The organism is Chryseobacterium pennipullorum (assembly GCF_003384725.1).
In the GTDB taxonomy this organism is placed as follows: domain Bacteria; phylum Bacteroidota; class Bacteroidia; order Flavobacteriales; family Weeksellaceae; genus Chryseobacterium; species Chryseobacterium pennipullorum.
This window is the reverse complement of record NZ_QNVV01000006.1, coordinates 191,272-216,921: the sequence shown is the minus strand read 5'-3', so window position 1 is coordinate 216,921 and position 25,650 is coordinate 191,272. Positions and strand designations below refer to the sequence as shown.

Here is a 25,650-nt window from a genome sequence, read left to right as displayed (position 1 = left end):
AAAATAATAAAAAGTTATTTCCGTAAAATTTTTTGAGCTGTAAGGGCTCAAAATTTTCCAGAATAACTTTTTAACTTACACAGTTAGTGAGATACTACCTTATATCATGACTATTAATCATTTTATATTTTTTATTAACTTTAATGTTGATGTTAGAATTGCAGGAACTTTATCATCAATTAAATCTTGATAACTTATTTCTTGTTTCCCTAGAACATCAATTACAAGACAATTTTGTGGAAATATATAGGAATTTTGATCGAGATTATTTGCTAAGTATATAAAAAGCGCCTCCGCAAACATTCCTAATTCAGCTAAATTATACCCTTCTAATTTAGCTACAAACCAGATTGCACCAACATATTGTTTCCCATCTTTTTCAAATGAATAAATTTGGCTTGGTGTAATCTGTACAGGAATAGTTTCAATGTAAATAATTGACTTTTTATTTGTTTTAGATATTATTTCGTAATTCTTTGGTAACCAAATTGAAAAATCAAAATCCTCGTAATTATAAAGGATATTTAAATTTCTTTGGTACATATCTTTTGTTTGGTTTGTTAATGAAGGGACAAAAAGCCCTAAAAGTTCAGTAATTTTGTCTTTAATCGGTTCGGTAGAATTTAATCTAATGGCATTATTCATTGCACTTAAGCTTCTTACCCAATAGTTTCCTCCACCTTCAGATTTTATTTCGACTTCTTTGCTTATAGTACTTAGAAACCCTTTTTGACTTTTATCTGATTTTAGCCTAAATTTAATAATATTGTTTATTGAGATTTTTTTCATGTTATTGTTTTATGTGAAGTTAAAGAAAAAATTCTATTGTTAAACTATGTTGTAGAGACAATGAAATAGAATCTAGATATGTTATTTTAAGTTCCAATTTTATTAGCAATTTAAAATATTGTATAATTTCTTCCTTACGGGAAACCGTACTCTATATAAACAAAAAACCGCCTTACAATAGTAAAGCGGTTAGTATATTAATTTGCCTCGGTCGCTGACCGTTACATCATTCCTGGCATTCCACCACCCATTGGCATAGCTGGTTCAGCACTCTTTACTTCAGTGATAACACATTCAGTAGTAAGAAGCATTCCAGATACAGAAGCTGCATTTTCAAGGGCAACTCTTGTTACTTTAGTTGGGTCAATGATTCCTGCTTCAAGCATTTGAACATACTCGTCAGTTTTAGCATTGTATCCGAAGTCACCTGTTCCTTCTGCTACTTTAGCAACGATTACAGAACCTTCACCACCTGCGTTAGCAACAATTTGTCTTAATGGCTCCTCGATAGCTCTCTTAACGATTTTGATCCCTGTGTTTTCGTCAGCGTTAGCACCAGAAAGGTTGTCTAGAGATTTGATTGCTCTTACTAAAGCAACACCACCACCTGCAACAATACCTTCTTCAACAGCTGCTCTTGTAGCGTGAAGGGCATCATCAACTCTGTCTTTTTTCTCTTTCATTTCTACTTCAGAAGCAGCACCTACATAAAGTACAGCAACACCACCAGCTAACTTAGCTAATCTTTCCTGAAGTTTCTCTCTGTCGTAGTCAGAAGTTGTAGTTTCCATCTGAGCTTTGATCTGAGCTACTCTTCCTTTGATTTTCGCTTCGTCACCACCACCGTTTACAACCGTTGTGTTGTCTTTGTCGATCGTTACTTTCTCAGCAGTTCCAAGCATATCTAAAGAGATGTTTTCCATAGTGAAACCTTGCTCTTCAGAAATCACTTGTCCACCTGTAAGGATTGCGATATCTTCTAACATTGCTTTTCTTCTGTCTCCGAATCCTGGAGCTTTTACAGCAGCAATTTTAAGAGAACCTCTTAGTTTGTTTACTACCAAAGTAGCTAAAGCTTCACCTTCAACTTCTTCAGAGATAATTAATAGAGACTTACCACCTTGTGCAATTGGCTCAAGAACTGGAAGTAATTCTTTCATTGAAGAAATTTTCTTCTCTACTAAAAGGATATATGGGTTTTCTAGTTCAGCTAACATTTTCTCAGGGTTAGTCACGAAGTAAGGTGACTGGTATCCTCTGTCGAACTGCATACCTTCTACAACGTCAACTGTTGTATCGATACCTTTAGCTTCTTCTACAGTGATTACCCCTTCTTTTCCAACTTTTCCGAAAGCTTCAGCGATTAAAGCACCGATCGTTTCGTCGTTGTTAGCAGATACAGAAGCTACTTGCTTTACTTTATCTGTAGAATCTCCAACCTCCTGAGACTGTGTTTTAAGGTTTTCAACAACAGCAGTTACTGCTTTGTCGATCCCTCTTTTAAGATCCATTGGGTTAGCACCAGCAGCTACATTCTTAAGACCTTCTCTTACGATAGCTTGTGCCAATACAGTAGCGGTAGTAGTACCGTCTCCTGCGATATCATTAGTTTTGGAAGCAACTTCTTTTACCATTTGTGCTCCCATATTTTCTACTCTATCTTCAAGTTCGATTTCTTTTGCAACAGAAACACCATCCTTAGTTACGTGTGGAGCACCGAAAGATTTTTCGATTACTACGTTTCTTCCTTTAGGACCTAAAGTTACCTTTACTGCATTTGCTAATGCATCAACACCTCTCTTTAGAGCGTCTCTTGATTCAATATCGAATTTTATTTCTTTTGCCATAATTTTTTAGCTTTAGGCTATAGGCTTTAAGCAATAAGCTTTTTACCTTTAGCAATTAATTATTATTTAATAATTTTTTTCTAAGTTGTATAAGTTTTTGTCTGGTTAAATTCAGTGTAGCATTAAGGTCTGTTATTTTATCTTCAGAAGTAAAACCTAAATCACAAGAAAGTAAAAGAAGATATTCGGTTTCATTTGTTGAACCTATACTTATTTCTATAAATCTTGCGAATTCTTTGTCTGTGGATCTTCCACAACCCTCCGCTATATTTGTAGGAATAGAAACTGCGGCTCTTCTTATTTGAGAAGTAAGACCAAAAAGTTCTGACTTAGGAAAGTTTTCAGAAATAATATAAATTTCTCTTACCAGTTCATGGGCAATTTTCCAGGTGTCATATTTTTTGTAGTCTCTCATTGCCTACTGCTTATAGCTTAATGCTTATTGCATTTTATCCAATAATTCCTAATAGATCAGCTTCTTTTACAATTAAATAATCTTTACCTTCCAATTTCAATTCGGAACCTGAATATTTCCCATAAAGAACTTTGTCACCTACCTGAACAGTGGTAGGTTCGTCTTTTTTACCAGGACCTACTGCCACTACAGTACCTTCTTGCGGCTTTTCTTTTGCAGTATCCGGGATAATGATTCCTGAAGCTGTTTTAGTTTCTGCTGCGATTGGCTCTACCAGAACTCTGTCTGCCAATGGTTTAAAGTTTACTGACATAATATATTTATTTTTTAATTATTTCTGTCTTGTAATTCTCTAAATGTATGCCATGAGACACCGATGGATGAAATGGCAGAATTTTAAGGACGAATGTGAAAATTTGGCAGAAAAATTATTTTTTGCGTGCAGGAAATCCGAAGAGATAGCTGGTCGCTACAGGCACTACAAACAGAAGAACGGTAATGGCGGAAACCAGAATTTCCATCGTATGGCTAGCTAAAAACTGAGCGAAGGCTGTACCAGGGTAGAAGTGTTCATATAGTGACAGACTGAGTTTAAGTCCTAAAATAGCGATCACAATGAAAGCGGCTGTTTCCAGGAAAGGAAATACCTGCATCAGACGGACAAACCATTGTGCAATAAATCTCATGGCTAAAATCCCAATAAAAACACCAAGCGTAATCAAAAGCAAATTGTCTGAAAACGCTACCGCAGCAAAAACATTATCAATAGAAAAAGCTAGGTCCATCACTTCCACAATAGCAACCGTAGCCCAGAACTGTCCCAGCAGCCCTATGGAATTTTTGTACAGCCAGCCAGATTCTTTGTCAGTATTTTTCTCCTGAATTTCATTATCATCACTGCTTTTAATTTTTTTGATCAACCAGTCAAAGGATATATAGAGCAGATACAACCCTCCCAGTGGCTTTAGCCACCATACGGAAATGAGTACGGAAGCGAAAATAAGAGCCAGTCCGCGAAAAACATAAGCTCCAAGGATGCCGTATTTTAAAGCTCGCTTCCGTTGGTGTTCCGGCAGATCCATGACGATGGTTGCCAATACTGCAGCATTATCTACAGAGAGCAGGCTTTCGATCAGGATGAGATTGCCAATAATGGCTATTGATTTTGCGGGATTTTGTAAAATATCATTTAAAAGATGGGTGAAATCAGGAAATATCATTTTTTATAGAAATAGTGTTTTGGTTAAGTTTTGAAATAATGGCCGCAGAAACTGAAATGCCTATGAAATTGGTAACCGATCTCGCTTCATTCATAAAGCGGTCTACACTGTATAACAGGGCAAGGTCTGTGGTGGGGATTTTTCCAAACCGGCTTAAGGTGAACATCAGAGCAAGGAAGCCGGATCCGGGTACTCCCGAAGCCGTTTTTGAAGCAATTGAAATGGTGATAAAAAGCCATAAATAATCTGTTGCCGTAAGAGGAATATTATAAAACTGGATGAGGAAAATGCATGAGATGGAAAGGTAGATGCAGGCTCCGGCGAGATTAAAATTATACCCGAGAGGAATAATGAGGCGAAGAATTTTGCGGTCGTAGCCCTGGGATTCCATTTTATCAAAAATCATGGGGAATGCCATCTTGGAAGAAGACGTAGCGACCACCAGGATAATTTCTTCTTTAATGCTGATCAAAAAATCCCAAAGGTTAATTTTAAAGTAAGCGGTTACAACACCTAATATTCCGAAAATAAAAAATACACTCGTAAGATATACCGTAGCAACAATCTTACTTAATGGCAGTAAAGTATTAATTCCATATACTGAAATTCCATAAGCAATATTACAGAAAATGACGATCGGAAGAAATAGATAAACATACTTGATGACTTTAAAAAACAGGTTTTTTCCTGCATCGATAACCTTAAGAATGTTATTATTTTTCTTGGAAAGACCAATGAGCACTCCTGCTGATAGGGATACAAAGAGAAACAGCACATAATTACTGATGTGTAAAGGATTCGTGGTCTTTGTTAAAAATCTTTCGGGAAGCGCTTTGTGCGAAGAAATTATAATTCCTGTATTGGCCCCCGGTTTTAAAAGAAGCCCTGAGCCAATTCCCAATAAAATACTGATGGAGGTGATGATGAAGAAATAGATCACCATCTGGCTTACAATTTTAAAAGCATTTTTTGTACTGAAAATATAGCTTACCCCGTAAGTTACTGCAATGAAAATAACGGGAATAATCAAAATTTCAAGCAACATGAAAAAGTAACTGCTTACCGTTTTCAGATGTTTACTGACTTCCGGAAAATAATAGCCGGTTAATGCTCCGCATAGAATAGCCGTGAACACATAAAGCGTAAGGTTCCTTACATACGAGTCTGTAAATGTTTTTTGCTTAAAAGGCTTCATCATCACTTTTTTATATGATAAGATTACAAGATCAAAGATATAACCTTATATAATACCAAGAATCAATGCACTCAGCAACATGATGACTGATGATCCTATAGCCCATTTTAAGGTATATTTTAAATGATCCGAAAACTCAACACCTGCCAGTGATACCAACAGATAGGTAGACGGTACCAAAGGGCTGAGAAGATGTGAACCCTGCCCGATAAGGCTTGCTCTTCCCAATACTTCTGGTGAAATTCCTAATTGATGACCTGTAGCAACGATAATGGGCAATATGCCAAAATAGTAGGCATCGTTGGACAGGAAAAAAGTAAACGGTATGCTGAACAAGGCTGTGACAATATTCATGTATCCTCCCCAGCTCTTGGGAACGATTTCTATCATACTGTTTCCCATTGCCTGCATAATACCTGAACCGTTAAGGATTCCTGTAAAAATACCTGCCCCAAAAATCATTCCTGCTACCGATAAGGCATTTCCTGCATGTTTGGAGATTATTTTCTGCTGGTCTTTTAATTTTGGATAATTGATGATAGAGGCAATACAAAAAGCAATCATAAAGGCAATACCTAAGGGAACAATATCCAGGATCATCACTACTAAAAGAGTGATGGTAAGCGCGAGATTGATCAGGATAAGTTTCGGACGGCGGAGCTTAGGGTCCGCCTCTCCGATAATGTCATTAGTGTTGTAGCCGGTAAATTTTCCATGTTTTGCAATTCTTATTTTTTCTCTTCTTCCCAAAAGGTAGGCAACAAATATGACCCATAGGATGCCTATAGACATAATAGGAATCATTGGGACAAAAATCTCTGTGTGCCCCAGTTTGAGCGAACTCATTACCCTTGCGGTAGGTCCTCCCCAGGGAAGAATGTTCATGATCTGCCCCGCTAGCATAATAATGCAGGTAAGAATTAACGGATTCATACCCTGCCTTTTGTAAAGCGGAAGCATAGCCGCCACTACAATTAAATACGTGGAAGAGCCGTCACCGTCCAGTGAAACCAAAGCCGTAAGAACAGCTGTTCCTATTGTTGTTTTGATGGGGTTGTCTCCAACGGCTTTTAAAATTATATTAACTAAGGGCTCAAAAAGCCCCGTGTCTATCATTAAACTGAAATAAAGGATCGCAAAAATCAGCATAACACCGGTAAGCGCTATTTCTTTGACACCGTTTTTCATCATATCTCCCAGCTGAGGGCCAAAACCTGCCAAAAGAGCTATGGTTACAGGTACGATGACCAGGGCGGTAAGCGGAGTCATCTTTTTGTTCATGATGAGAATCATGAAGATGAAGATCATTAAAAAACCAAGAAATGTAAGCATAGTTTATTGTAAATATTAATGAGGTTATTGTTTCTTTTTTCTCCAGTCAAAAGTGTTTCTGAAACCTATAAATCCGTAATTACTGGTTTTTCCGGTCTCCATCTGATTGATAAAGGCAAGTTCCAAAGCTGAATTTTTTCCTGTTTTTATGCCGATGCCTGCCGTAAGACGGTTGCTGTCAAAGGGTTCTGCTTTATCAATATTCATTCTTATTTCATTTTTAAGAATGCCGTAAAGTTTTTCCTTTTGGCCCTTTTTATTGAAAGGAATGCGGACAGAGATCAGATACCGGATTCTTACCTCAAATTCGTCTGGGTTGCTGATAAAACGCTCCTCCACCCTAAGACGGTTGGAAATTGATGTTCTGCCAATGTAGTAATCAGCAGTTACCTGTTGAAAAGGTCGTTTTTCATATCGTATTCTTTTGGAATCATCAGCATTATAAGATTCAAGAGTTAAAAACATGGCGCCTGCAGCAGGCCTTATATTCTCAGCCACCTCATAATCTACATAAGCATTAACAAGGAAAAGTCTGGTATCATAAGCCAGATCGAAGGAACGGTACTGGGTAAGTGCGGTTAATGTACTTTTATCCGTAATCTTTGCTGACATCAGGTACTGAAACCACATATTGTAATTGTCTTTACTCTGACTGTACAAAAGGCTGCTTACCATGCAAAATGATAAAATAAGCGTTAATTGTATATTAAATTTCATGTAATATTTGATTAATATTGCGGTTTATCAAATATATTTATTCGGAAGAGCGGGGTTGGATTTTTTCAATCAATGACAGTTTTTCTCAACGAACTGCATTTTAAGGCAAAAAGATATTATATTTGATTCGTTTCAAAATAAGGGATGGACTATGTTTTTAATCATTAATTTTATTATTATATTATTGATTATCAGGATTTTATTTAGCGGTAAGGTTCTGGAAAGCCTGATGAAGTACCGTTGGAAATTTTTGTTGAGGTTTCAGCATATTTTTTTCCTTTTTATCTTCATTTTGATGACTTATTTCACCGAAAACTACTTCCTGGATTCAACTCAGCTGGTGATAAGTATTATTTTGAATATAATTTTCAATGTTGGAATTTATTACCTGGTCTACTATTATCTTGTTCCCCGGTTTTATTTATCCAATAAGTATCCGGAGTTTATCCTCTATGCTTTGATCTGTTTTTTGGTATCCAGTCTTTTCAGAATTTTGTGGGAGCCGGCCGTTTTTCAGATGGATTTAAGCAGAAAAGATGTTCATGCCGGCTTTCTGTATAATGTATATATTTCGCAGGGGATTATCATTCTGGTAGGATCTTTTCTGGGAATTACCAAAGACAAGTTTTTAATAGAACAGGATGTGATCAGCCTGGGAGAAGAGAAAGATCAGCTGTATCTGGATTTACTGAAGTCCAAACTTAATCCCCATTTTTTACTGAATACTCTTAATAATATATATGCGAACAGCTTTACCCATTCTGAAAAGACATCAGATTCTATCTTGCAGTTGAGCAGGCTTCTGAAGTATATTATTTATGACAGCGGAAAAGAAAAAGTGGCGGTTTCCCAGGAATTCTCTTCACTAAAAGCACTTGCCGCTTTGTATCAGCTTAAGTATAATAACAAGCTCGATATTGTTATGGATATTGAAGATCAGGAGGATTTTGACATTGCTGAAATTCCGTCTGCGATACTTCTTACTTTATTTGAAAATGCTTTAAAACATTCGGCCATAGGAGAAGATGCTCATGGCTTTATAAAATTATTCTGTACTGTTGAGCGCTCTGAGCTGTATTTTGAAATTATAAATTCTGTAGGGAAAGAGAGAACTCATCAAGCTGAATCTAATTATCACGGATTGGGTAATGAAGCAATTATTCATATCTTGGAAAAATTTTATCCGGACCAGTATGAATTTTATTCCGGACCGAAAGAAAATGATCAATATAAAATTGCTTTAACAATTACTATCAATGGCTAACCTGACTATCGTTAATGTAGATGACGAATATCCTGCATTGCAGCTTGTAAAACAATATTGCGATCAGCTTGAAGAAGTTGAACTGCTGGCTTCCTTTCAGAAACCGGAAGAAGCACTGGCTTTTCTTAAAGCTAACAGCGTGGATCTGGTTGTTTTTGATATCAATATGCCCGGCATCAATGGAGTGGAACTTTTGGAGCAGCTTCCAGATCCGCCACTGTGTATTTTCCTTACCCTTGAAACAAAATTTGCGGTGAAAGCATTTGAGCTGGATGTCGTTCATTATCTTATAAAGCCTGTCGATTTTGATACCTTTAAAAAAGCGGTAAACAAGGCAAGAGATTTTGTTCAGTTTAAAAGTTCGGCAGGCAATAAACAGCAGGAGGACTTTATTATGTTCAAATCCAATTATGTGATGAATAAAGTTTTTCTTAAAGATATTCTTTGGATACAGGGATTTGGGGAATATATTGTACTGATGACAACATTGAAAAAGTATATGATTTTGGAGAGAATGTCAAATTTTGAAGAGAAATTTCAGCATTTGGGATTTATCAGAATTCATAAGTCTTATATTGTATTGTCAGATCACATCAACTCTTATAATTCCGGCCATGTTTTCCTGAAAAATGGAGAGGAGCTTCCGTTGGGAAGAACGTATAAAAAGAACTTAAAAATTCATTTTAGCTAAAAGATAAAGCCGGAAAATTCCGGCTTGTATTGATTGTTATGAGGTAGTTGGATTATGGGCAATGCTGTCCCGGTCCGATCCATAGGATACACTGTCCTTTGTAATTGTATTCACAGCAATACCGTCCGGCGGCACCTCCGTTGATTGATTTTTGAGCATCTCTGCTTAATGACTTGGCATTTTTCATAGTAGTAAGTTTTTGGTGTACAATTCCTGAACATTTAAAGTCAATCAGGTTTTTGACTTTTGATGTTGAAGTCTTAATTCAAATATAAAACTTTTTCCTTAATACGTGATATATTTTTAATAAAATTTTAAAAATAAATGTTTGATTTTCAGTGGATAGTGGTATGATCTTGTTTTTTTGAATGATGGAAAGTATTTTTGTTGGGCTCTTATGCAGCGGTTAAATGAGCATTCCAATCAACTGATCAATTTGAAAAAAGAAAAAAACCGGAAAACTTCCGGCTTTTATTCTGAAAATTATCAAAAGGATCAATTATGGACAAAATTGTCCCGGACCGATCCAGCGGATACATTTCATATTGTCGTCGTAATCACAGCACACAAGTTTTGCAGCAGTTCCTCCATGGATGGATTTTTGAACTTCTCTGCTTAAAGGTTTAGCATTTTTCATAGATAATATTTTAGGTTTGTGAATTTTAAATTGTTGACACCTGTCAGGTTCAGATAATAGGCCTTTTTTTACTATTCCAAATGTAATGAATTTTAAACCAGATTGTTATGTTGATTGTAGACAGAAACAGGGTGTTTATACTTGAGAAGAACTATTTTTAGAACATGGGTTCCATTGACATTTTGCTTCCTTGTATATCCATATCCTGTTTTACTATTTTTCTTGTCTGTGGATCGATGTAATATGTTACAGAAGAAGATTGATCTGAGATGTCATCAGTAGTTTTTACGATCCATACCGGTTTTCCTTTGTATTCAGATTTCTTGGTGTCCAGGATGTATGCTTTCATTATGCCCTTTTTGGCCGTATTGGGATTATAATCGAAAATGGAAATTTCAGCAGTATAATCTTCTTTTAGAGGAAGAAGTCTGATGAGGATAGGGTAGATACTGCTGTCGAAATAATTGGATGCTGCGATATTAATATTTTCTTTTTTACCGCCATTTCTGTCGCTATGATATCCGGTTACATGAGTTTTCCCAAACTTTAGCTCCATCGCTCTTTGTGGGTTAAAAGATGAATGATAAACGGGTTGGAAATTGGCCATTTTTACCACACTGGAATCTACATATTTGACATCACGTTGAGGTTTCATTTTTACATTGGTTTTGATCAAAAGATCTGTAGAATTGAGTTTTCGGAGCTCAGTAATTACTCTGCCAAATTCCAGCTTTTTTCCGTCACGCTCCAGATACCATATAGATTCTGATACTTCGTTTTGTATGAGATTAGGATCAATTTTAATATTTTTCGGACTAAGAAGATTCTGTGAAAAAAGATGAGCAGTACCTGACAGTAAAAGAAAAATAAAAGTTCTCATGGCATTTTTTTATAATAAGTAGTAGTATCCTTGTGGAAAGTTACAACCATTTGATTTATAAATATTTCCTGCAAGCGAGTTACCGTTTTATAGAAAAGAAAAAGTTCACCATGCGGGTGAACTTTTGATTTGATCTCATTTACAGGTTTGCTTATAATCATCAATGAGCTTTTTATACATTTTGGTGTACAGCTCGGTTTTGAAGTGCATATTGATCTTAGCTGCTTCTGCGCCTTTTTTTCCTTTAATCAGAGCTTTTCTTTCTGGTTCAGATTCTCTTTTATTTTCCTTAAAGGTTTTATTGGAGAAATAATCATTTTTTCTGGCTTCCTCTACTTTTTTCAGGAACTCAGGACAATCGGCTCCAACAATTTCGTAAGCCTTATAAAACTTTTTATAGAGCGTTTTCATATTGAATAGAGCTAAAGGACTTAATGAACTGTAGTCTACCGGAGCAACGGCAACGGTTTCATCCGGCTTGCTAAGATAAATCATGACATAAGTCAACTGACAGCTGTCTTCATTTCCGTCAAATCCTGAAGAAAAACTATTCCCGAAATTGGCTTTGCACATCATGCTTCTGTAGCCATAAAGATTGATGGGCCCCTTCTCCATTAAAGGAAGCATTAATACTCTTCCTTTCGATTCCATTTCCAGATCATTATTGATTTCCTTTACAATTCGTTTATCAAGTTGCAAAACTTCATTCGTATCCTCGTTGGTATACATAAGGCTTTTAATATCAGATACCGGAATCAATTGTATGTTTGTATCGTCTTTTGAAGATTTAAATCTGACTTCTTTTCTGTCTAAATGAGCACTTTTCTCACTGTTATTACCTATAAACTGGAACGTTGCCACATCAGGAAGCATAAAATCCTGAGCAAATCCTTTTTTGATATTTCCATCTTCCATAAGGATTTCAATTGGGAGGAAGTCCCTTTTACCCGTATAAAATTGCAGGGATTGGGCATATAGAGTAGTGGCTGTTACAATGAACAGCAATAATGCAGTAAGTTTTTTCATGGTTGTCTTAAAATTATATTAGCTTTTTCCTGCCGCCTGCATTGGGTTTACCTTTCCGTTGGCACCTCCTCTTACGGAGCCGCCTTCCTGTTTTTGTTTAAAAAGTTGGAACTTTGAAGTTTCCGTACCGGATCCGGCACTGCTCCAGAAATTATTGGTGGTATCGATGTCTGCTGTTTCTCTCATGGGGTCCAGCTGGATAGATTTCAGTTTCTTATCAAAATAATAAGTCTTTGAAACCTTTTGCTCGTTCAGCCTCCAGATTTGCGCTGCAGATTTATCATATAATTTTGAGCCGTCTTCAAAGGTAAATTCAAGAATGATTGGCATTACCAGCCCGCCTTTGTTCACGAAATCAATCTGATAAGCCGTCATATTTTTGAATCTATCTTTGTCCCTGGCATCCAATGGCAGAGTGGCTTCTTTCTTTGTCGTATATTCCTTGGTACTTACTTTCTCCTGGCCTCTGTCATATCGGTAGTAAAAATCCTGAACATCCTTATCCTTGTCAACATAGAAAGTAATGTTTTTATCTTCTCTGTTCCTTATTTTTGAAAGATCTTCAAAGCTGTTGACCAAAGGCTTGTCGACTTGATATTTTATTTCTTCAGCTACTTTTGGATGGGTTTCCAGATTGGGTGTTGCTACCGTTACTTTATCAATGGCAATATCCACAGGATCTGTTCCATAGAACCAGCCTCTCCAGAACCAGTCAAGATCTTCACCGCTGGCATCTTCCATCGTTCGGAAAAGATCTGCAGGTTCAGGATGCTTGAAGGCCCATCTTTTTGCATAGGTTTTGAACGCTTTATCGAAAAGTTCCCTTCCCATAATGGTTTCACGAAGGATATTCAGACCTGTAGCGGGCTTAGAATAAGCGTTCGGTCCGTACTGAACAATGTTTTCAGAATTGCTCATGATGGGCTCCAGCTGATCTTTAGGAAGTTTCATATAATCTACAATCGTCCATGCCGGTCCTCTTTTGGACGGGAATGTATTATCCCATTTTTCTTCCGTAAGATATTCAGTGAAGGTATTCAGTCCCTCATCCATCCATGCCCATTGTCTCTCATCAGAATTGATGATCATCGGAAAGAAATTGTGTCCTACTTCATGGATGATCACTCCAATCATTCCGTTTTTGGTTCCTTCGGAATAAGTTCCGTCTTTCTCCGTTCTTCCGAAATTGAAACAGATCATCGGATATTCCATTCCATTGGCCGCTTCTACAGACTGTGCAACGGGATATGGGTAAGGAATTGTAAATTCTGAGTACGTTTTTATCGTATGGGCTACCGCTTTTGTGGAAAACTTTCTGTAAAGACCATAAGACTCTTTAGGATAGAAGCTCATTGCCATCACCTTATTGTTGTTTTCAGGGATGGTCACGCGCATTCCGTCCCAGATAAACTTCCGGGAAGAGGTCCAGGCAAAGTCTCTGACATCCTTAGCTTCGAAGTTCCAGGTTTTTCTTTGTTTTGAATGATTTTTTTCAGCTTTTTTAGCTTCATCGAGGGTGACAATTTCCACGGGTTCAGATGCATTTTCTGCTTTTCTGTATCTTGAAAGCTGGTCTGGTGTTAAGACCTGGTCATAGTTTTTACATTCTCCGGTTCCGCCTACCATATGGTCAGCAGGTACGTTGATGGAAACTTTAAAATCTCCGAATACCAAGGCAAATTCTCCTCTCCCTGTAAACTGGTGGTTCTGCCAGCCCTGGAAATCACTGTATACACACATTCTCGGATACCACTGGGCCATGGTGTACAGGTCATTGCCATCTTCCGGGAAGTTTTCATAACCTCCGCGGCCACCCATTTTGATTCTGTTTCCGATATTGTAATTCCAGTCTACTTTAAAGATCAATTTCTCTCCTTTTTTCAACGCTTTCGGAAGATCGATTCGCATCATGGTTTTGTTGACCGTGTACTTCAGTGGATTTCCTGCGGCATCCGTTACTTTTTCAAGATTGACCCCATAGCCGTTGTCCTTTACCGGCAGTTCAGTTACCTTGAGCTGCTGATCAGTTGTTGAAGGGCGAAGTACAGAAGATGTATCATACCCTGCATTTTTTATATTGGAATGTTCGTTTTCATCAAGCTGCAGCCAGATATAATCCAGCTCATCAGGAGAATTGTTATAATACGTTACGGTTTCAGAACCTTTCAGATTTCTTTTATCCTCATCCAGGTAAGCCGTGATGTTGTAGTCGGCCCTGTTTTGCCAGTATCCGTGTCCCGGAGCTCCGGAAGCAGTTCTGTACATATTGGGCGTGGGCAGGATAGTTCCCAGCTGCTCAAACCTGTTTCCATGGTTGCTGCCCGGGTTATTCTGAATATTTTGTGCGGTGAAACCTGTATATCCGAATACAGAAAGTGAGAATATGACAACTTTTAGTTTCATAACCGAAAAGATTTAATAATTCTCAAAGATAGCAATAAGCTATTGAAATAATCAAAGTATTTTATGCTTAAAAAGGAATTCTTTCTAAAGCCATCTTTAATGATAAAGCGAATACGCCGGAAGAAACAAACAGGATCCAGTCTTTTTTATTCACTTTGAAAATATTGAGAAGGATAAAAAGAATCACCAGAATAGCAGCCACGATAACCATCTGTCCCAGTTCAAGTCCGATATTGAATCCTAAAAGCGGGACGGCAATGCTCTGACTTTTGGCAATCATTACCCTCGCCGTATTGGCAAATCCCATTCCGTGAATCAGTCCGAAGATCAGGGCCAGATAGTAATTGGCCCGCATCAGCGTCTGCTTCTGGTTTTTCATAATGATATTATCCAGGGATGTCAGAACAATCGTTAGAGGAATTAAAAACTCAACCCAATCTGAAGGAACCCTGAAGACATCGAGGATGCTTAAAGCCAGTGTGATCGAATGACCGATGGTAAATGCGGTGACGAGGATCAGAATTTTTTTCCAGTCACTGTAAGAATAAACGGCAATTAGTGCGAGAACAAACAACTGATGGTCCAGGGCATCTAAGGAGATAATATGTTCCCAGCCGAGGTTTAAATAAAAAAGGAAATCCTGCATCATAGCGTAAAAGTATAATGCGTACGAAAATAATGATTAATTTCGGACAAAATTTATTTTAATGTCCGGGTATATGAAGAAATTATGGCTGTTTTTGATTCCTGCTATTTTTTTACTGTCTTTTACAGCGGTGAAACACCCGTATCACGTAGGCTCAGTGGAGATTAATTATAACCCTAAATCGAAGACATTTGAAATTACGGGCCGTTTTTTTCTGGATGATATGGAAAATGGTCTTGGGAAAAAGTATGGAGGTTCTTATCATTTTAATGATGAAAAATACAAAGCCAGAATTAATGACGTTCTGCCAAAATACTGCCTTGAGTATTTCAGGCTAAAAGCAGATAATCAATTTTTGAAAGTCAATTATGTCGGATATGAAGAAGATCAGGAGTCTGTGAATGTCTTTCTGGAGTCGGAACCTGTAGTACATCCCAAAAAGATAGAAGCTGCGGTAAGCTTCCTGTATAATCTGTTTGACGATCAGATTAATATTGTTCATATCATTGTCAACGGAGAAAGAAAAAGTGAAAAGCTTTCTTATCCTAACCGGTACCTGTATAAACAGTTTTAAATACCTTGTCTGTTATTTCTTAAACAGCTCCTGAATTAATTTTCAACCTGAAGTAATGCATTGATGCCTCGTGCATGAGCCAGCAGATCAGGAAAAAAATCATTATAACATTGTTGGAGGAGATCTTTGTGGTCTAAAAAAGCTTCATAAACAGGAATATCTTTATCCAGATACTTCGCTTTGTTGAGAACATTCTGAATACTGAACTTGATGCCCCAGTTCTCACGGTAATTATACAGCCAGTCATCCTGTTCCATTTTCACCAGCATTCTTTTAAAGTTTTCGGGAAGCCATTCGTGATGGGTGTTCAAAACCTGGTAGACATGCAGAGAGTGGGCCTTCCATTCTGCCAGTGAATGCAAAGACAAATCGTTTGCCACAAAATAATCCATTGATACATCCACAAAAGCACCGGCGTACAGCCGTACCAGAGGGGAAAATACTTTTTTTGCCTCATGGATCGCGGGATGTGAGTCTGTAAAGGTATCAATAGCGCGGTGAAGCGTTATTCCATCCTGAATGCCTTTTGGAAAAGAAAAACGATCCCTGTTCCGGATAAAATCTTCGAGAAACTGCCCTACAATTTGTTGATCTGTAAAAGAAAGAAATGAGTGCGCTAAATAGTTCATATGATAAAAGGCTGCAAAAATAAAAACCTTCAAATAAAGTTAACATATTTGAAGGTTTATAAACTAATTAAATATAAGAAATTATCTAACGATAAACTTTTTATTTTCTATCATGATATTTTTGTCATTATAAATATTTAAAAAATATTCTCCTGATAACAATCCTTTTAAATGAATTGTTCTGTCGGAGGTGGTTATTATATTCTGGCCTGATGAGTTGTATATTTTAAATGAAAATCTTCCAGATTCGCTTCCTGAGATATTAATGACCTCATGAGCCGGATTTGGATACAGAGTGAATTTTTGTGGTGCAAGAATTTCATCTTTAGGAGCCTGGAACGGTTGGGTCTCAGGCATAAAATTAGAAACGGCACAGGCGAAACGCGCAAATCCAAATGCCTCATTGGCAGGCTTGGCATTTCCAATGGCAACTCCCGTAGGATCACTGTTGTAGTTAACACCTGGATTCGCCCACCGATTGATCCTTGTACAGTTAAATCCTTTGGATGAACATTCGTCATTATAAGCCATAATGGTTCTCCATCTCTGGGAAGAGGTACTGGCTGTACCCAGTTCGATCGCTTTTTTATTGGTATATCCATGGTGATGATCACATGGAGTGGTGCTCGTATCTACATACCAGTCATGTCTAAGCCCCATATTGTGGCCAAGTTCATGGGCAAGCGAATAATTGGATACGGCACAATTGTATAAGCTCACACAAAACCCTGAAGAGCTGGAATAGTTTGTCGCACTTGTATTGACATATCCCAAACCACAGGTATTGGTGGGGGTAGAGGTCACCAGTGCACATAAGTCGGCTCCGTAAGTTGTTCTTAAACTATGCACACTGTCCATAAAGCCATCATTGTTGTTTCTGAGACGGGGCAGATCGGTGCTCAGGCTTCCTGATTCAGTATAAGCGATCTCCCCTGAGTAGACCAGATTGATCGTTACATTTGAAACTCCTGAATTGGTTAATGCCGTATTGAAATTGGTAATGGCAGTGGCAACAAAAGAATTGCTCTGGGAAAGCCCTCCCCATGCATTTTTGGCGGCTGTGGTAAAAACGATCATTACATCGATTCTCGTGGCAGGGCATACAGGTGTTGAAGATGAGCATACATTGGAGTTCGCTCTGTTAAAACTTTCTGTCTTATCCAGAATATAATCATCTATGCTATCCTGATTAATAATTTTAGAATCACTTACGACAGAAAGTGCAAAAACAGAAGCATCTGTCTGATGAAACATAATCTTTTCGCCGGTACCTGAAGCATACATTCCTGTGATAGTGTTGTCATATTTGGAAAGGACAAGTTCTGCTTTCGGGTCGTTTTCTACAGCATAAACATAAGATTCGCTTTTGTTGCTGTAGGAGTAAGTACGGATAAATTTTGCAGTAATTTCGTTGCCTGTAGGAAGTGTAATCTGCAAATCGGATCTTAAATTAAAAGAAGGTTGAGAATAATACTTTGTCAGTAAATAAGTGGATGATAATTCGCGGCTTACTTTCTGATTTGTTTTTAAAGTACTTTCATTAATGGGATTTTGAAAAACTCTGTTTTGTGCATACAATAAGGTAGCACAAAACAATACAAGAATTGCTAATTTTGTTTTCATTTTATTTGTTTAAGTGGTGATAAACAAATTTATGCAAAAAAATCAATAATTGGTGAATTTTATTATTTCATTAATGATTGTATATGGAAACGCCTTTATTTGTAAGGGTTTTTTATCTTTAAAATAATTGTGTTGTTAATTTATGATCCTCCGATTCTTCGTGCGGTGAATAAATACACGATCAATATACAATACCATCTATTAAGAATACACTTCGGGATGTTTAAAAAATGGGGTTGTGTTTTTATTAAAAAAGCCTTTCGTGAAAATCTTCAATTTTACTTACCTCTTCAATTTTGATCCCAAATTTTCTTTTAGGAATTTTATTAAGGTTTGAGATAAATATTTTTTCATAGCCCAGTTTTTCTGCTTCAGAAATGCGCTGCTCCGCTTGTGCTATCGGCCGGATTTCACCGCTCAGTCCGATTTCACCCGCAAAACAGTAATGTTCTGATATGGCAATATCTTCATTGGAAGAAAGTATGGAAGCTACCACCGCGAGATCCAGCGCCGGGTCGTCGGTTTTGATTCCCCCCGTGATATTCAGGAAAACATCCTTAGCCCCCAGCTGAAACCCAGCGCGTTTTTCCAGAACGGCCAACAACATATTGAGTCTTTTGGCATCAAATCCTGTCGAACTTCTCTGAGGAGTTCCATAAACAGCAGTACTTACCAAAGCCTGGATTTCCAAAAGCATTGGCCGGTTTCCTTCAAGCGTTACGGCAACAGAGTTTCCGGAAAGCTCTTCAAACTTCTTGGTAATCAGGATTTCCGAAGGATTTTTAATTTCCTTCAGTCCTTGTGAAATCATTTCATAGATGCCAATCTCGGAGGTGGAGCCAAAACGGTTTTTGTTAGCCCTCAAAAGTCTGAAAAGGTGATTGCGGTCACCATCAAAATTCAATACGACGTCCACCATATGTTCCAGGACCTTAGGACCGGCAATCTGCCCATCTTTGGTAATATGGCCGACAAGAAATACCGGTGTGTTGTTTTCTTTGGCGTACTTGATAATCTCGTTGGAGCATTCCCGGATTTGAGAAACCGTTCCCGGTGAGCTTTCGATCAGCTGGGACTGAAGAGTCTGGATAGAGTCTATGATCATGAAATCCGGTTCCAGTTTTTTGGCTTCGTGAAGAATTTTTTCAAGGGATGTTTCCGTAAAGAGAAAGCAGTTGGGATTTTGTACGTCGGTCAGCCTGTCTGCTCTCATTTTAATCTGAGAGGCACTTTCCTCACCTGAGACATAGAATACCTTCTTTTTCATCTTTAAAGCCAGCTGTAGAAGAAGGGTAGATTTTCCGATTCCCGGCTCACCACCGATCAGGGTAACTGATCCCAGAACAATACCGCCACCCAAAACTCGGTTCAGTTCTTCGGAAGGGGTTTTAATTCTCGGTTCCTCACTGGTCTCCACCTCAATAATGTTGATGACATGTTGTTTGGTTTTTGAAAAAGGAGGTGTTTTATGAGAAGTTTTTTCCACGACTTCTTCTACTAAAGTATTCCATTGCCCGCAGTTTTTGCATTGTCCCATCCATTGAGAATATTGGGATCCGCAGTTTTGACAGAAATATGCTGTTTTCAGTTTTGCCATACTGCGAAGTTATAAAAAAATGCATTTTTCTTCCGAACTTATCTTAAGGGAATCGTAAAAATAATTATAGATTGTTGTCGGAATATCTTTCATATATTAGCTTTGTTAAATTAAAATATTAATTAAAAGATAACGACAATGAAAAAACTATTTTTATCCTTTGTATTGACGTTCCTGAGTGTGATGGGTTTTGCTCAGAACAATTGGGAAATAGATCCGATGCATTCCTCAGTGAACTTTAGTATCAAGCACATGGGAATCAGCTTTGTCCAGGGAAGGTTTGATAAGTTTAATGGAAAATTAACGACCAAGGGGGCTTCTCTTGACAATGCAGCACTTACCGTAACTATTGCAGCCGAAAGCATCAATACAGGAGTTGATATGAGAGACAAGCATCTTAGGAGTGATGATTTTTTTGGAGCAGGCCAATATCCTGATATTACATTTGATGGCGCATCTGTTTCCAAAGATAAAAACGGGGGCTATCTCTTTACAGGAAAACTGGTCATTAAAGAGGTAAGCAAAGAAGTAAGCGTACCGGTAACTGTTGGAGGAACCACTAAAAATAAGGATGGAAAAGAATTGATGGGGCTTCAGGCGAAATTCACCATTGACCGTCTGGATTATAATATAAAATATGATCCTACAGGAAAAGGCGTTGCCAAGGACGTTGATATTACCGTATATCTTGAACTGGTAAAGAAATAGTTATACCTATATTTTAACAGAAAAGGATTTCCAGCTGAGATGGGAATCCTTTTTTTTGTGGTTATGTTTTCAGTGCCGGATATTCATGTTGCCGGCTGAAAGGTGAAAATTTCAAAATTATTGATCAGCACATCTCCTTTTGAAATCGTATTGATGAATATAATCCTGTTCAGAATCATACACCAATTAATACAGTCCACAATATTGGGGCGATAATCATCTGATTGAGTTTGCCGAAATCGTGATGTCTATTAGTTTGTGTCATTGGTTTATACCCCATATAAATATTTTTTTTAATCAGGTTTTATAATTGTTTGAACGGTGTTTTTTCATTTTCAAAATGTAAATAATTGCTTTGTGTTTCTTTTTCCCATAACTTTGCACAAACCTAATCTAATGAGTAAAAAGAATACAAAATACATCTTTGTGACAGGAGGTGTAACTTCATCTTTGGGAAAAGGAATCGTTTCTGCTTCTCTGGGACTATTGCTAAAATCACGCGGTTTTAACGTAACGATCCAAAAACTTGATCCTTATATCAATATCGACCCGGGAACATTGAATCCTTATGAACACGGAGAGTGTTATGTGACTGAAGATGGTGCGGAGACGGATCTGGATTTAGGTCACTATGAGCGCTACCTTGATGCGCCAACATCCCAAAACAACAACGTTACTACAGGAAAAATCTACCAGACGGTTATCGAAAAAGAAAGAAAGGGAGATTTCTTAGGGAAAACCGTTCAGGTCATTCCTCATATTACGAACGAAATTAAACGCAGAATCAAAATTCTTTCAAAACAGAACTACGATATCATTATTACGGAGATCGGAGGTACAGTGGGAGATATCGAATCTTTACCGTACATTGAAACCGTTCGCCAGCTGAAATGGGAACTGGGAGAGAAAAACTCTATGGTTATCCACCTTACATTGCTTCCTTACCTGGCCTCCAGTGGAGAATTGAAAACAAAACCATCGCAGCATTCTGTGCGTCAACTGATGGAAAGCGGAATTATGGCTGATGTCCTGGTATGCAGAACAGAGCATAAGATTCCTAAAGATCAGAGAGCAAAACTGGCTCAGTTCTGTAATGTTCCTTTGGATAATGTGATAGAATGTAAAGATCTGGAAACGATCTATGAAGTGCCAATGTATCTTCAGAAACAGAACTTTGACGACGTAGTGCTGAAAGAACTGGATCTGAAAAGTGATAAAGATGCTGATCTAAAGGACTGGAAGAGTTTCCTTAAAAAATTCCAGAATCCTAAGAAGAAAGTTGAAATTGCATTGGTAGGAAAATATATCTCTCTTCAGGATTCTTATATTTCTATTGCTGAAGCGTTTAAACATGCAGGAGCTGACCTTGAAACTGAAGTGAAGGTAAGATGGGTATACAGTGGAGATATTACAGAAGAAAATATTAAAGATACCTTAAAAGGAGTGAACGGTATCCTTGTGGCACCAGGTTTCGGAGACAGAGGGATCGAAGGAAAGGTTCTGACTGCAAAATATGCAAGAGAAAACAAAATTCCAATGTTGGGAATCTGTTTGGGAATGCAGATTATGACGATTGAGTTTGCCAGAAATGTTTTAGGCTATACCAAAGCCAACTCAATGGAATTTGATACGGCAACACCAGATCCTGTTATTTCCTTAATGGAGGAACAGAAAAATGTAATTGACAAAGGAGGTACCATGCGACTTGGAGCGTGGAAGTGTGCGCTTAAGAACGGTTCGAAGCTATATGATACCTACGGAACCAAAAATATTACTGAAAGACACCGTCACCGTTATGAATTTAACAGTGATTATCTTCAGGAATTTGAGAAGAATGGCTTCCTTGCTACAGGGACAAACCCGGAAACAGGATTGGTAGAAGCTCTCGAGCTTCCTGATCATCCATTCTATGTTGGAGTTCAGTATCACCCGGAATATAAGAGTACGGTAGCAACGCCACATCCTTTATTCAGAGCTTTCATTAAAGCCTGCGAAAAGAAATAAGGTAAATTTTTATCATAAACGTCTTGTTATAAACTCAGGCTGATTATTCTCAGCTTGAGTTTATTATATAGTAACGTAGTAAAGCATAGAGTTTTGATAAAAAAACAGTATTTTTGTCAGCTCAAATTACGTACGCAAGTAGGTACATTTTAAATTTAAAATTTTAATATAAAATAAAATGCAACAAAACAACGGAATCGATAAGAAGCAAATGATTAGTTTCGCGGTTTTATGTCTGGTTCTCTTTGGCTTTATGTTCTATTTCCAGAACAAACAGGCGGGTGAGGAACAGTTGAAAGCTCAGCAGCAGAAAACTGAACAGGCGAAAACTGCCGTAAAACAAACTCAGGCAACGAATATCAATCCAAATGTAACTCCTAATGCTATTCAGACGGCCAGTCTGTCAAACAAAGAACTGAATGTAGAGTTCTCAAGTTTAGGAGGTCAGGTTTCTAAAGTTCAGCTTTCAGAGTATAAAGCATATGATCACAAAACAGATAAGGCTGATCTTCCGCTTTACCTGATTAATAAAAACAATTCCAACTACGGCTTTCAGTTTAAAGATAAAACAGGAAAAGTAATCAATACGAAAGATTTGGTTTTCTCTCCTTCCGTAAACGGGAATGCGGTAACAATGACAGCCAATTATAATGGTGCCGTTATTCAGTTTATCTATACATTACTTCCTAAATATACACTGGATTTTAAAGTAAGAACTCAGGGGCTTTCTACAGTTACTTCTGATAATAAAGCAGATTTCATCTGGGATTATAATGTAAGAAACCTTGAAAAGGGTAGAGCTCAGGAACAATCTCACTCGGAATTCTCTTATGCATTCAATAATTATAAAGATTATGATTATGATGGAAGGACAACCATGGAGGAAGAGAAAGAAACACTTAACTGGATCGGGGTAAAGCAACAGTTTTTTGCCTCTGTTATTGAAGCTAAAAATGGCTTCACCCAAAGTAAAGGAAATCAGGAGAATGTTGAAGAAGGAGAATATCTTAAAAAATTAAACTACGAAGGTTTTGTTCAGATGACCGGAAGTGAGCTGAATCAGGATTTTATGTGGTACTTTATGCCATTGGATCTTCCGTTGCTGAAGTCTTATGACAAAAATTTTGACGAGATTCTGCCATTAGGATGGTCTTTTATAGGATGGATGAACCGTGGGTTCTTTATGCCGATGTACAATATCATTGCAGATTGGGGCTTAACGGCAGGTTGGGTGATCTTCCTGATGACCATTATCGTTAAACTGATCTTATCTCCTATTATGTATAAGCAGCATAAGCTGAGTGCGATGATGAAAGTGATTCGTCCTGAGATTGATGAGGTCAATGCCAAGCTTAAAGATGCAGATCCGATGAAGAAACAGCAGGCTACTATGGAAATTTACCGGAAAGCCGGAGTGAATCAGATGGCAGGATGTCTTCCGGCATTGGTTCAGATCCCAATCTTCTATGCCCTGTTCCGTTTCTTCCCGAACTTTATTGATCTGAGAGGTCAGGGATTCTGGTTCGCTAAGGACCTTACAGCTTATGATGATTTGATTAAGTTGCCATTTAAGATTCCGTTCCTTGGAGACCACTTAAGTGTTTTTGCTTTGGCATGTACGGTAGTGATCCTTATTTATACGATAATGACTTCCGGAAATATGCAGCAGCCTCAGCAGGAAGGGATGCCCAATATGAAAGTGCTTATGTATATCTTCCCGATTACATTCCTATTCTTCCTAAATACTTCAGCATCTGGTCTTTCATGGTACTACTTCGTATCAAATGCCATCAACATCCTTATTATCCTTGTTATTAAATACTGGATTTTGGACGAGAAAAAGATCCATGCGCAGATACAGGCCAACAAAGAGAAGCCTAAAGCAGAAGGTAAGTTCCAGAAGAGAATGAGAGAGATGATGGAAAAGGCTCAGGAACAACAAAAAGCTCAGGAGCAGATCAGAAACAAAAAGAAATAAAATCTTGACTAGTCCTAAATAAGCGTTACAGATTAATAGGATATAGTTATTAATAATTTAAGAGATAGTTGTCGGTTTATTTCGGCAACTATCTTTTTTTTATTTTGCTTTTAAAAAATTAGTTTACTCTTTTTACAAGAGCTGTAAAGCTGGAACCTATTTTTTTAACGCAGCGTTCGCAAGGTTATTGGTGTTGTGTATGATTTTCGTTCGCAGTGGCACTTCGTTCGGCAAGGGTTTTCTGCTGAGTGAAACGCCTTATCGATCGTTTTTGTATAAGAACTAAGAAAATTTAGTGTTCCTTTGCGTGGTAAAACTCAGGTACTTCATTATTTTTTACAAGAGCTGTAAAGCTGGAACCTATTTTTTTAACGCAGCGTTCGCAAGGTTATTGGTGTTGTGTATGATTTTCGTTCGCAGTGGCACTTCGTTCAGCAAGGGGTTTCTGCTGAGTGAAACGCCTTAGCGATCGTTTTTTGTATAAGAACTAAGAAAATTTAGTGTTCCTTTGCGTGGTAAAACTCAGGTACTTCATTATTTTCACAAGAGCTGTAGCTTGAACCTGTTTTTTTTTAACGCAACTTTCGCAAGGTTATTGGTGTTGTGCATTATTTTCGTTCGCAGTGGCACTTCGTTCAGCAAAGTTTTTTTCTGCTGAGTGAAACGCCTTAGCGATCGTTTTTGTTTAAGATCTAAGAAAATTTAGCGTTCCTTTGCGTTGAATTACAATAAGATATCCTGCTATTTTGTTTTAATCATATTTGAGTCTGAAAGACTGTCTGTGATGTTTTGTAGGTCCATGTTTGATCAGAGCTTCCTGATGTTTTTTGGTCGCATACCCGAAATTAGTGTCCCATCCATATTCGGGATGTTCCTCGTGAAGTTGGATCATAAGCTGATCTCTGTAGTTTTTAGCAAGAATAGACGCTGCCGCAATAGACAGTACTTTTGAATCGCCTTTAATGATGCATTGATGGGGAATATAATTATAGGGATGAAATTTATTACCGTCAACAAGAATAAGTTCAGGAACAATGGTAAGCCGGTCTAAAGCACGGTGCATCGCATGAATACTGGCATTAAGGATATTATGCTCATCTATAAATGTAGGTGGGAGCTCTGCAATGGCGTAAGTCTTTACATTGTCTTTGATATAGCTGTCCAGCTCCATCCGGGTCTTAAAAGTCAATTTCTTTGAATCATTCACCAGGTTCTGTTGAAAATGATCATCCAAAATAACAGCTGCAGCCACCACCGGCCCGCTTAGACAGCCTCTTCCTACTTCATCACACCCGGCTTCGGTATAAAGGTTGGACCAGCTCTTAATGAGTTCAATATTTATTTCTGCCATTTCATTGGTAAAATTAAAAAAAAGAAATTGATTAGACTTTGTTTTCCCAAATACATCCTTGTAGAATACATTAATTGACTTTATTTTTTTTGTTTAAAGTAAGTTACTTATTTACATTTTTTAA

Annotated in this window: 24 protein-coding genes; 6 read left to right on the top strand and 18 right to left on the bottom strand. The window is 37.7% G+C overall.

Features of this window, described 5'->3' with window-relative positions; translation table 11 throughout:
* Nucleotides 1–117: 117 nt before the first annotated feature.
* From DRF67_RS09335 to DRF67_RS09305, 8 genes are all read right to left on the bottom strand, one after another.
* A complete protein-coding gene (locus DRF67_RS09335) occupies nt 118–789 on the bottom strand; it encodes a hypothetical protein (RefSeq protein WP_115928023.1) in 672 nt (223 codons plus the stop codon).
* 221 nt (nt 790–1,010) lie between these two features.
* Entirely contained in the window at nt 1,011–2,636 is a 1,626-nt protein-coding gene (gene groL, locus DRF67_RS09330) for a chaperonin GroEL (protein WP_047097700.1), read from the bottom strand.
* A 55-nt stretch (nt 2,637–2,691) separates the two neighbouring features.
* Nucleotides 2,692–3,051, bottom strand: a complete 360-nt coding sequence (locus DRF67_RS21710; RefSeq protein ID WP_194294471.1) for a four helix bundle protein — start codon at nt 3,049–3,051, stop codon at nt 2,692–2,694.
* Between the two features lie 34 nt (nt 3,052–3,085).
* Complete coding sequence (locus DRF67_RS09325) at nt 3,086–3,364, bottom strand: co-chaperone GroES (RefSeq protein ID WP_045500963.1); 279 nt, start codon at nt 3,362–3,364, stop codon at nt 3,086–3,088.
* A gap of 115 nt (nt 3,365–3,479) precedes the next feature.
* Nucleotides 3,480–4,271, bottom strand: a complete 792-nt coding sequence (locus tag DRF67_RS09320) for a TerC family protein (protein WP_115928022.1) — start codon at nt 4,269–4,271, stop codon at nt 3,480–3,482.
* Nucleotides 4,258–5,469 (bottom strand): cation:dicarboxylate symporter family transporter, encoded by a 1,212-nt coding sequence (locus tag DRF67_RS09315; RefSeq protein ID WP_228435774.1) that lies wholly within the window; start codon nt 5,467–5,469, stop codon nt 4,258–4,260. The genes DRF67_RS09320 and DRF67_RS09315 overlap by 14 nt, the downstream gene beginning before the upstream one ends.
* Nucleotides 5,470–5,511: 42 nt before the next feature.
* Nucleotides 5,512–6,798 (bottom strand): CitMHS family transporter, encoded by a 1,287-nt coding sequence (locus DRF67_RS09310; RefSeq protein WP_115928020.1) that lies wholly within the window; start codon nt 6,796–6,798, stop codon nt 5,512–5,514.
* A gap of 24 nt (nt 6,799–6,822) precedes the next feature.
* The gene (locus DRF67_RS09305) at nt 6,823–7,515 is read right to left on the bottom strand and encodes a DUF2490 domain-containing protein (protein WP_115928019.1); all 693 of its coding nucleotides are present in this window, start codon (nt 7,513–7,515) and stop codon (nt 6,823–6,825) included.
* Nucleotides 7,516–7,810: 295 nt separating this feature from the next.
* Here DRF67_RS09305 and DRF67_RS09300 point away from each other — a divergent pair, with 295 nt between their 5' ends.
* Nucleotides 7,811–8,779, top strand: a complete 969-nt coding sequence (locus tag DRF67_RS09300) for a sensor histidine kinase (protein ID WP_228435773.1) — start codon at nt 7,811–7,813, stop codon at nt 8,777–8,779.
* Nucleotides 8,772–9,470, top strand: coding sequence for a LytR/AlgR family response regulator transcription factor (locus DRF67_RS09295; protein WP_115928018.1), 699 nt, complete (start codon nt 8,772–8,774; stop codon nt 9,468–9,470). The genes DRF67_RS09300 and DRF67_RS09295 overlap by 8 nt, the downstream gene beginning before the upstream one ends.
* Nucleotides 9,471–9,522: 52 nt before the next feature.
* Here DRF67_RS09295 and DRF67_RS21925 read toward each other — a convergent pair whose 3' ends face one another.
* The 6 genes from DRF67_RS21925 to DRF67_RS09275 all read right to left on the bottom strand — a co-directional run bounded on the left by DRF67_RS21925 (nt 9,523) and on the right by DRF67_RS09275 (nt 15,062).
* Nucleotides 9,523–9,657: a hypothetical protein gene (locus DRF67_RS21925; RefSeq protein WP_262511403.1), complete on the bottom strand. Its 135-nt coding sequence runs from the start codon at nt 9,655–9,657 to the stop codon at nt 9,523–9,525.
* Between the two features lie 312 nt (nt 9,658–9,969).
* Nucleotides 9,970–10,107 carry a hypothetical protein gene (locus DRF67_RS21510; protein ID WP_165851766.1) on the bottom strand — a complete coding sequence of 46 codons (138 nt, stop codon included), beginning with the start codon at nt 10,105–10,107 and terminating at the stop codon, nt 9,970–9,972.
* A 157-nt stretch (nt 10,108–10,264) separates the two neighbouring features.
* Nucleotides 10,265–10,987 (bottom strand): DUF3108 domain-containing protein, encoded by a 723-nt coding sequence (locus tag DRF67_RS09290; protein ID WP_115928017.1) that lies wholly within the window; start codon nt 10,985–10,987, stop codon nt 10,265–10,267.
* A 135-nt stretch (nt 10,988–11,122) separates the two neighbouring features.
* On the bottom strand, nt 11,123–12,013 hold the full coding sequence (locus tag DRF67_RS09285; protein WP_115928016.1) for a hypothetical protein: 891 nt from the start codon (nt 12,011–12,013) through the stop codon (nt 11,123–11,125).
* Between the two features lie 18 nt (nt 12,014–12,031).
* Nucleotides 12,032–14,416, bottom strand: a complete 2,385-nt coding sequence (locus tag DRF67_RS09280) for a M1 family metallopeptidase (RefSeq protein WP_115928015.1) — start codon at nt 14,414–14,416, stop codon at nt 12,032–12,034.
* A gap of 67 nt (nt 14,417–14,483) precedes the next feature.
* Entirely contained in the window at nt 14,484–15,062 is a 579-nt protein-coding gene (locus DRF67_RS09275; RefSeq protein WP_115928014.1) for a HupE/UreJ family protein, read from the bottom strand.
* A 73-nt stretch (nt 15,063–15,135) separates the two neighbouring features.
* On the opposite strand from DRF67_RS09275, the gene DRF67_RS09270 reads away from it, so the two are divergent.
* Nucleotides 15,136–15,636 (top strand): DUF6702 family protein, encoded by a 501-nt coding sequence (locus tag DRF67_RS09270; RefSeq protein WP_115928035.1) that lies wholly within the window; start codon nt 15,136–15,138, stop codon nt 15,634–15,636.
* A 35-nt stretch (nt 15,637–15,671) separates the two neighbouring features.
* On the opposite strand, the gene DRF67_RS09265 is transcribed toward DRF67_RS09270, so the two are convergent.
* The 3 genes from DRF67_RS09265 to radA all read right to left on the bottom strand — a co-directional run bounded on the left by DRF67_RS09265 (nt 15,672) and on the right by radA (nt 19,485).
* Nucleotides 15,672–16,265 (bottom strand): acyl carrier protein phosphodiesterase, encoded by a 594-nt coding sequence (locus DRF67_RS09265; RefSeq protein WP_115928013.1) that lies wholly within the window; start codon nt 16,263–16,265, stop codon nt 15,672–15,674.
* Nucleotides 16,266–16,346: 81 nt separating this feature from the next.
* On the bottom strand, nt 16,347–17,888 hold the full coding sequence (locus DRF67_RS09260) for a M12 family metallo-peptidase (protein WP_115928012.1): 1,542 nt from the start codon (nt 17,886–17,888) through the stop codon (nt 16,347–16,349).
* A gap of 247 nt (nt 17,889–18,135) precedes the next feature.
* Nucleotides 18,136–19,485, bottom strand: coding sequence for a DNA repair protein RadA (gene radA / locus DRF67_RS09255; protein WP_115928011.1), 1,350 nt, complete (start codon nt 19,483–19,485; stop codon nt 18,136–18,138).
* A 138-nt stretch (nt 19,486–19,623) separates the two neighbouring features.
* Here radA and DRF67_RS09250 point away from each other — a divergent pair, with 138 nt between their 5' ends.
* The 3 genes from DRF67_RS09250 (at nt 19,624) to yidC (ending at nt 24,175) form a co-directional block, all read left to right on the top strand.
* A complete protein-coding gene (locus DRF67_RS09250; RefSeq protein ID WP_115928010.1) occupies nt 19,624–20,193 on the top strand; it encodes a YceI family protein in 570 nt (189 codons plus the stop codon).
* A gap of 396 nt (nt 20,194–20,589) precedes the next feature.
* Nucleotides 20,590–22,197, top strand: coding sequence for a CTP synthase (locus tag DRF67_RS09245; RefSeq protein ID WP_115928009.1), 1,608 nt, complete (start codon nt 20,590–20,592; stop codon nt 22,195–22,197).
* A 178-nt stretch (nt 22,198–22,375) separates the two neighbouring features.
* The gene (yidC, locus tag DRF67_RS09240; RefSeq protein WP_115928008.1) at nt 22,376–24,175 is read left to right on the top strand and encodes a membrane protein insertase YidC; all 1,800 of its coding nucleotides are present in this window, start codon (nt 22,376–22,378) and stop codon (nt 24,173–24,175) included.
* Nucleotides 24,176–24,926: 751 nt separating this feature from the next.
* Here the strand turns inward: yidC and DRF67_RS09235 are convergent.
* Nucleotides 24,927–25,511, bottom strand: a complete 585-nt coding sequence (locus DRF67_RS09235; RefSeq protein WP_115928034.1) for a ribonuclease HII — start codon at nt 25,509–25,511, stop codon at nt 24,927–24,929.
* Between the last annotated feature and the right edge of the window lie 139 nt (nt 25,512–25,650).

What these genes read in the sequence shown, in the direction of transcription:
- DRF67_RS09335 (WP_115928023.1), bottom strand. Translation starts at nt 789, where the DNA reads ATGAAAAAAATCTCAATAAACAATATTATTAAATTTAGGCTAAAATCA.
- groL (WP_047097700.1), bottom strand. Translation starts at nt 2,636, where the DNA reads ATGGCAAAAGAAATAAAATTCGATATTGAATCAAGAGACGCTCTAAAG.
- DRF67_RS21710 (WP_194294471.1), bottom strand. Translation starts at nt 3,051, where the DNA reads ATGAGAGACTACAAAAAATATGACACCTGGAAAATTGCCCATGAACTG.
- DRF67_RS09325 (WP_045500963.1), bottom strand. Translation starts at nt 3,364, where the DNA reads ATGTCAGTAAACTTTAAACCATTGGCAGACAGAGTTCTGGTAGAGCCA.
- DRF67_RS09320 (WP_115928022.1), bottom strand. Translation starts at nt 4,271, where the DNA reads ATGATATTTCCTGATTTCACCCATCTTTTAAATGATATTTTACAAAAT.
- DRF67_RS09315 (WP_228435774.1), bottom strand. Translation starts at nt 5,469, where the DNA reads ATGATGAAGCCTTTTAAGCAAAAAACATTTACAGACTCGTATGTAAGG.
- DRF67_RS09310 (WP_115928020.1), bottom strand. Translation starts at nt 6,798, where the DNA reads ATGCTTACATTTCTTGGTTTTTTAATGATCTTCATCTTCATGATTCTC.
- DRF67_RS09305 (WP_115928019.1), bottom strand. Translation starts at nt 7,515, where the DNA reads ATGAAATTTAATATACAATTAACGCTTATTTTATCATTTTGCATGGTA.
- DRF67_RS09300 (WP_228435773.1), top strand. Translation starts at nt 7,811, where the DNA reads ATGACTTATTTCACCGAAAACTACTTCCTGGATTCAACTCAGCTGGTG.
- DRF67_RS09295 (WP_115928018.1), top strand. Translation starts at nt 8,772, where the DNA reads ATGGCTAACCTGACTATCGTTAATGTAGATGACGAATATCCTGCATTG.
- DRF67_RS21925 (WP_262511403.1), bottom strand. Translation starts at nt 9,657, where the DNA reads ATGAAAAATGCCAAGTCATTAAGCAGAGATGCTCAAAAATCAATCAAC.
- DRF67_RS21510 (WP_165851766.1), bottom strand. Translation starts at nt 10,107, where the DNA reads ATGAAAAATGCTAAACCTTTAAGCAGAGAAGTTCAAAAATCCATCCAT.
- DRF67_RS09290 (WP_115928017.1), bottom strand. Translation starts at nt 10,987, where the DNA reads ATGAGAACTTTTATTTTTCTTTTACTGTCAGGTACTGCTCATCTTTTT.
- DRF67_RS09285 (WP_115928016.1), bottom strand. Translation starts at nt 12,013, where the DNA reads ATGAAAAAACTTACTGCATTATTGCTGTTCATTGTAACAGCCACTACT.
- DRF67_RS09280 (WP_115928015.1), bottom strand. Translation starts at nt 14,416, where the DNA reads ATGAAACTAAAAGTTGTCATATTCTCACTTTCTGTATTCGGATATACA.
- DRF67_RS09275 (WP_115928014.1), bottom strand. Translation starts at nt 15,062, where the DNA reads ATGCAGGATTTCCTTTTTTATTTAAACCTCGGCTGGGAACATATTATC.
- DRF67_RS09270 (WP_115928035.1), top strand. Translation starts at nt 15,136, where the DNA reads ATGAAGAAATTATGGCTGTTTTTGATTCCTGCTATTTTTTTACTGTCT.
- DRF67_RS09265 (WP_115928013.1), bottom strand. Translation starts at nt 16,265, where the DNA reads ATGAACTATTTAGCGCACTCATTTCTTTCTTTTACAGATCAACAAATT.
- DRF67_RS09260 (WP_115928012.1), bottom strand. Translation starts at nt 17,888, where the DNA reads ATGAAAACAAAATTAGCAATTCTTGTATTGTTTTGTGCTACCTTATTG.
- radA (WP_115928011.1), bottom strand. Translation starts at nt 19,485, where the DNA reads ATGGCAAAACTGAAAACAGCATATTTCTGTCAAAACTGCGGATCCCAA.
- DRF67_RS09250 (WP_115928010.1), top strand. Translation starts at nt 19,624, where the DNA reads ATGAAAAAACTATTTTTATCCTTTGTATTGACGTTCCTGAGTGTGATG.
- DRF67_RS09245 (WP_115928009.1), top strand. Translation starts at nt 20,590, where the DNA reads ATGAGTAAAAAGAATACAAAATACATCTTTGTGACAGGAGGTGTAACT.
- yidC (WP_115928008.1), top strand. Translation starts at nt 22,376, where the DNA reads ATGCAACAAAACAACGGAATCGATAAGAAGCAAATGATTAGTTTCGCG.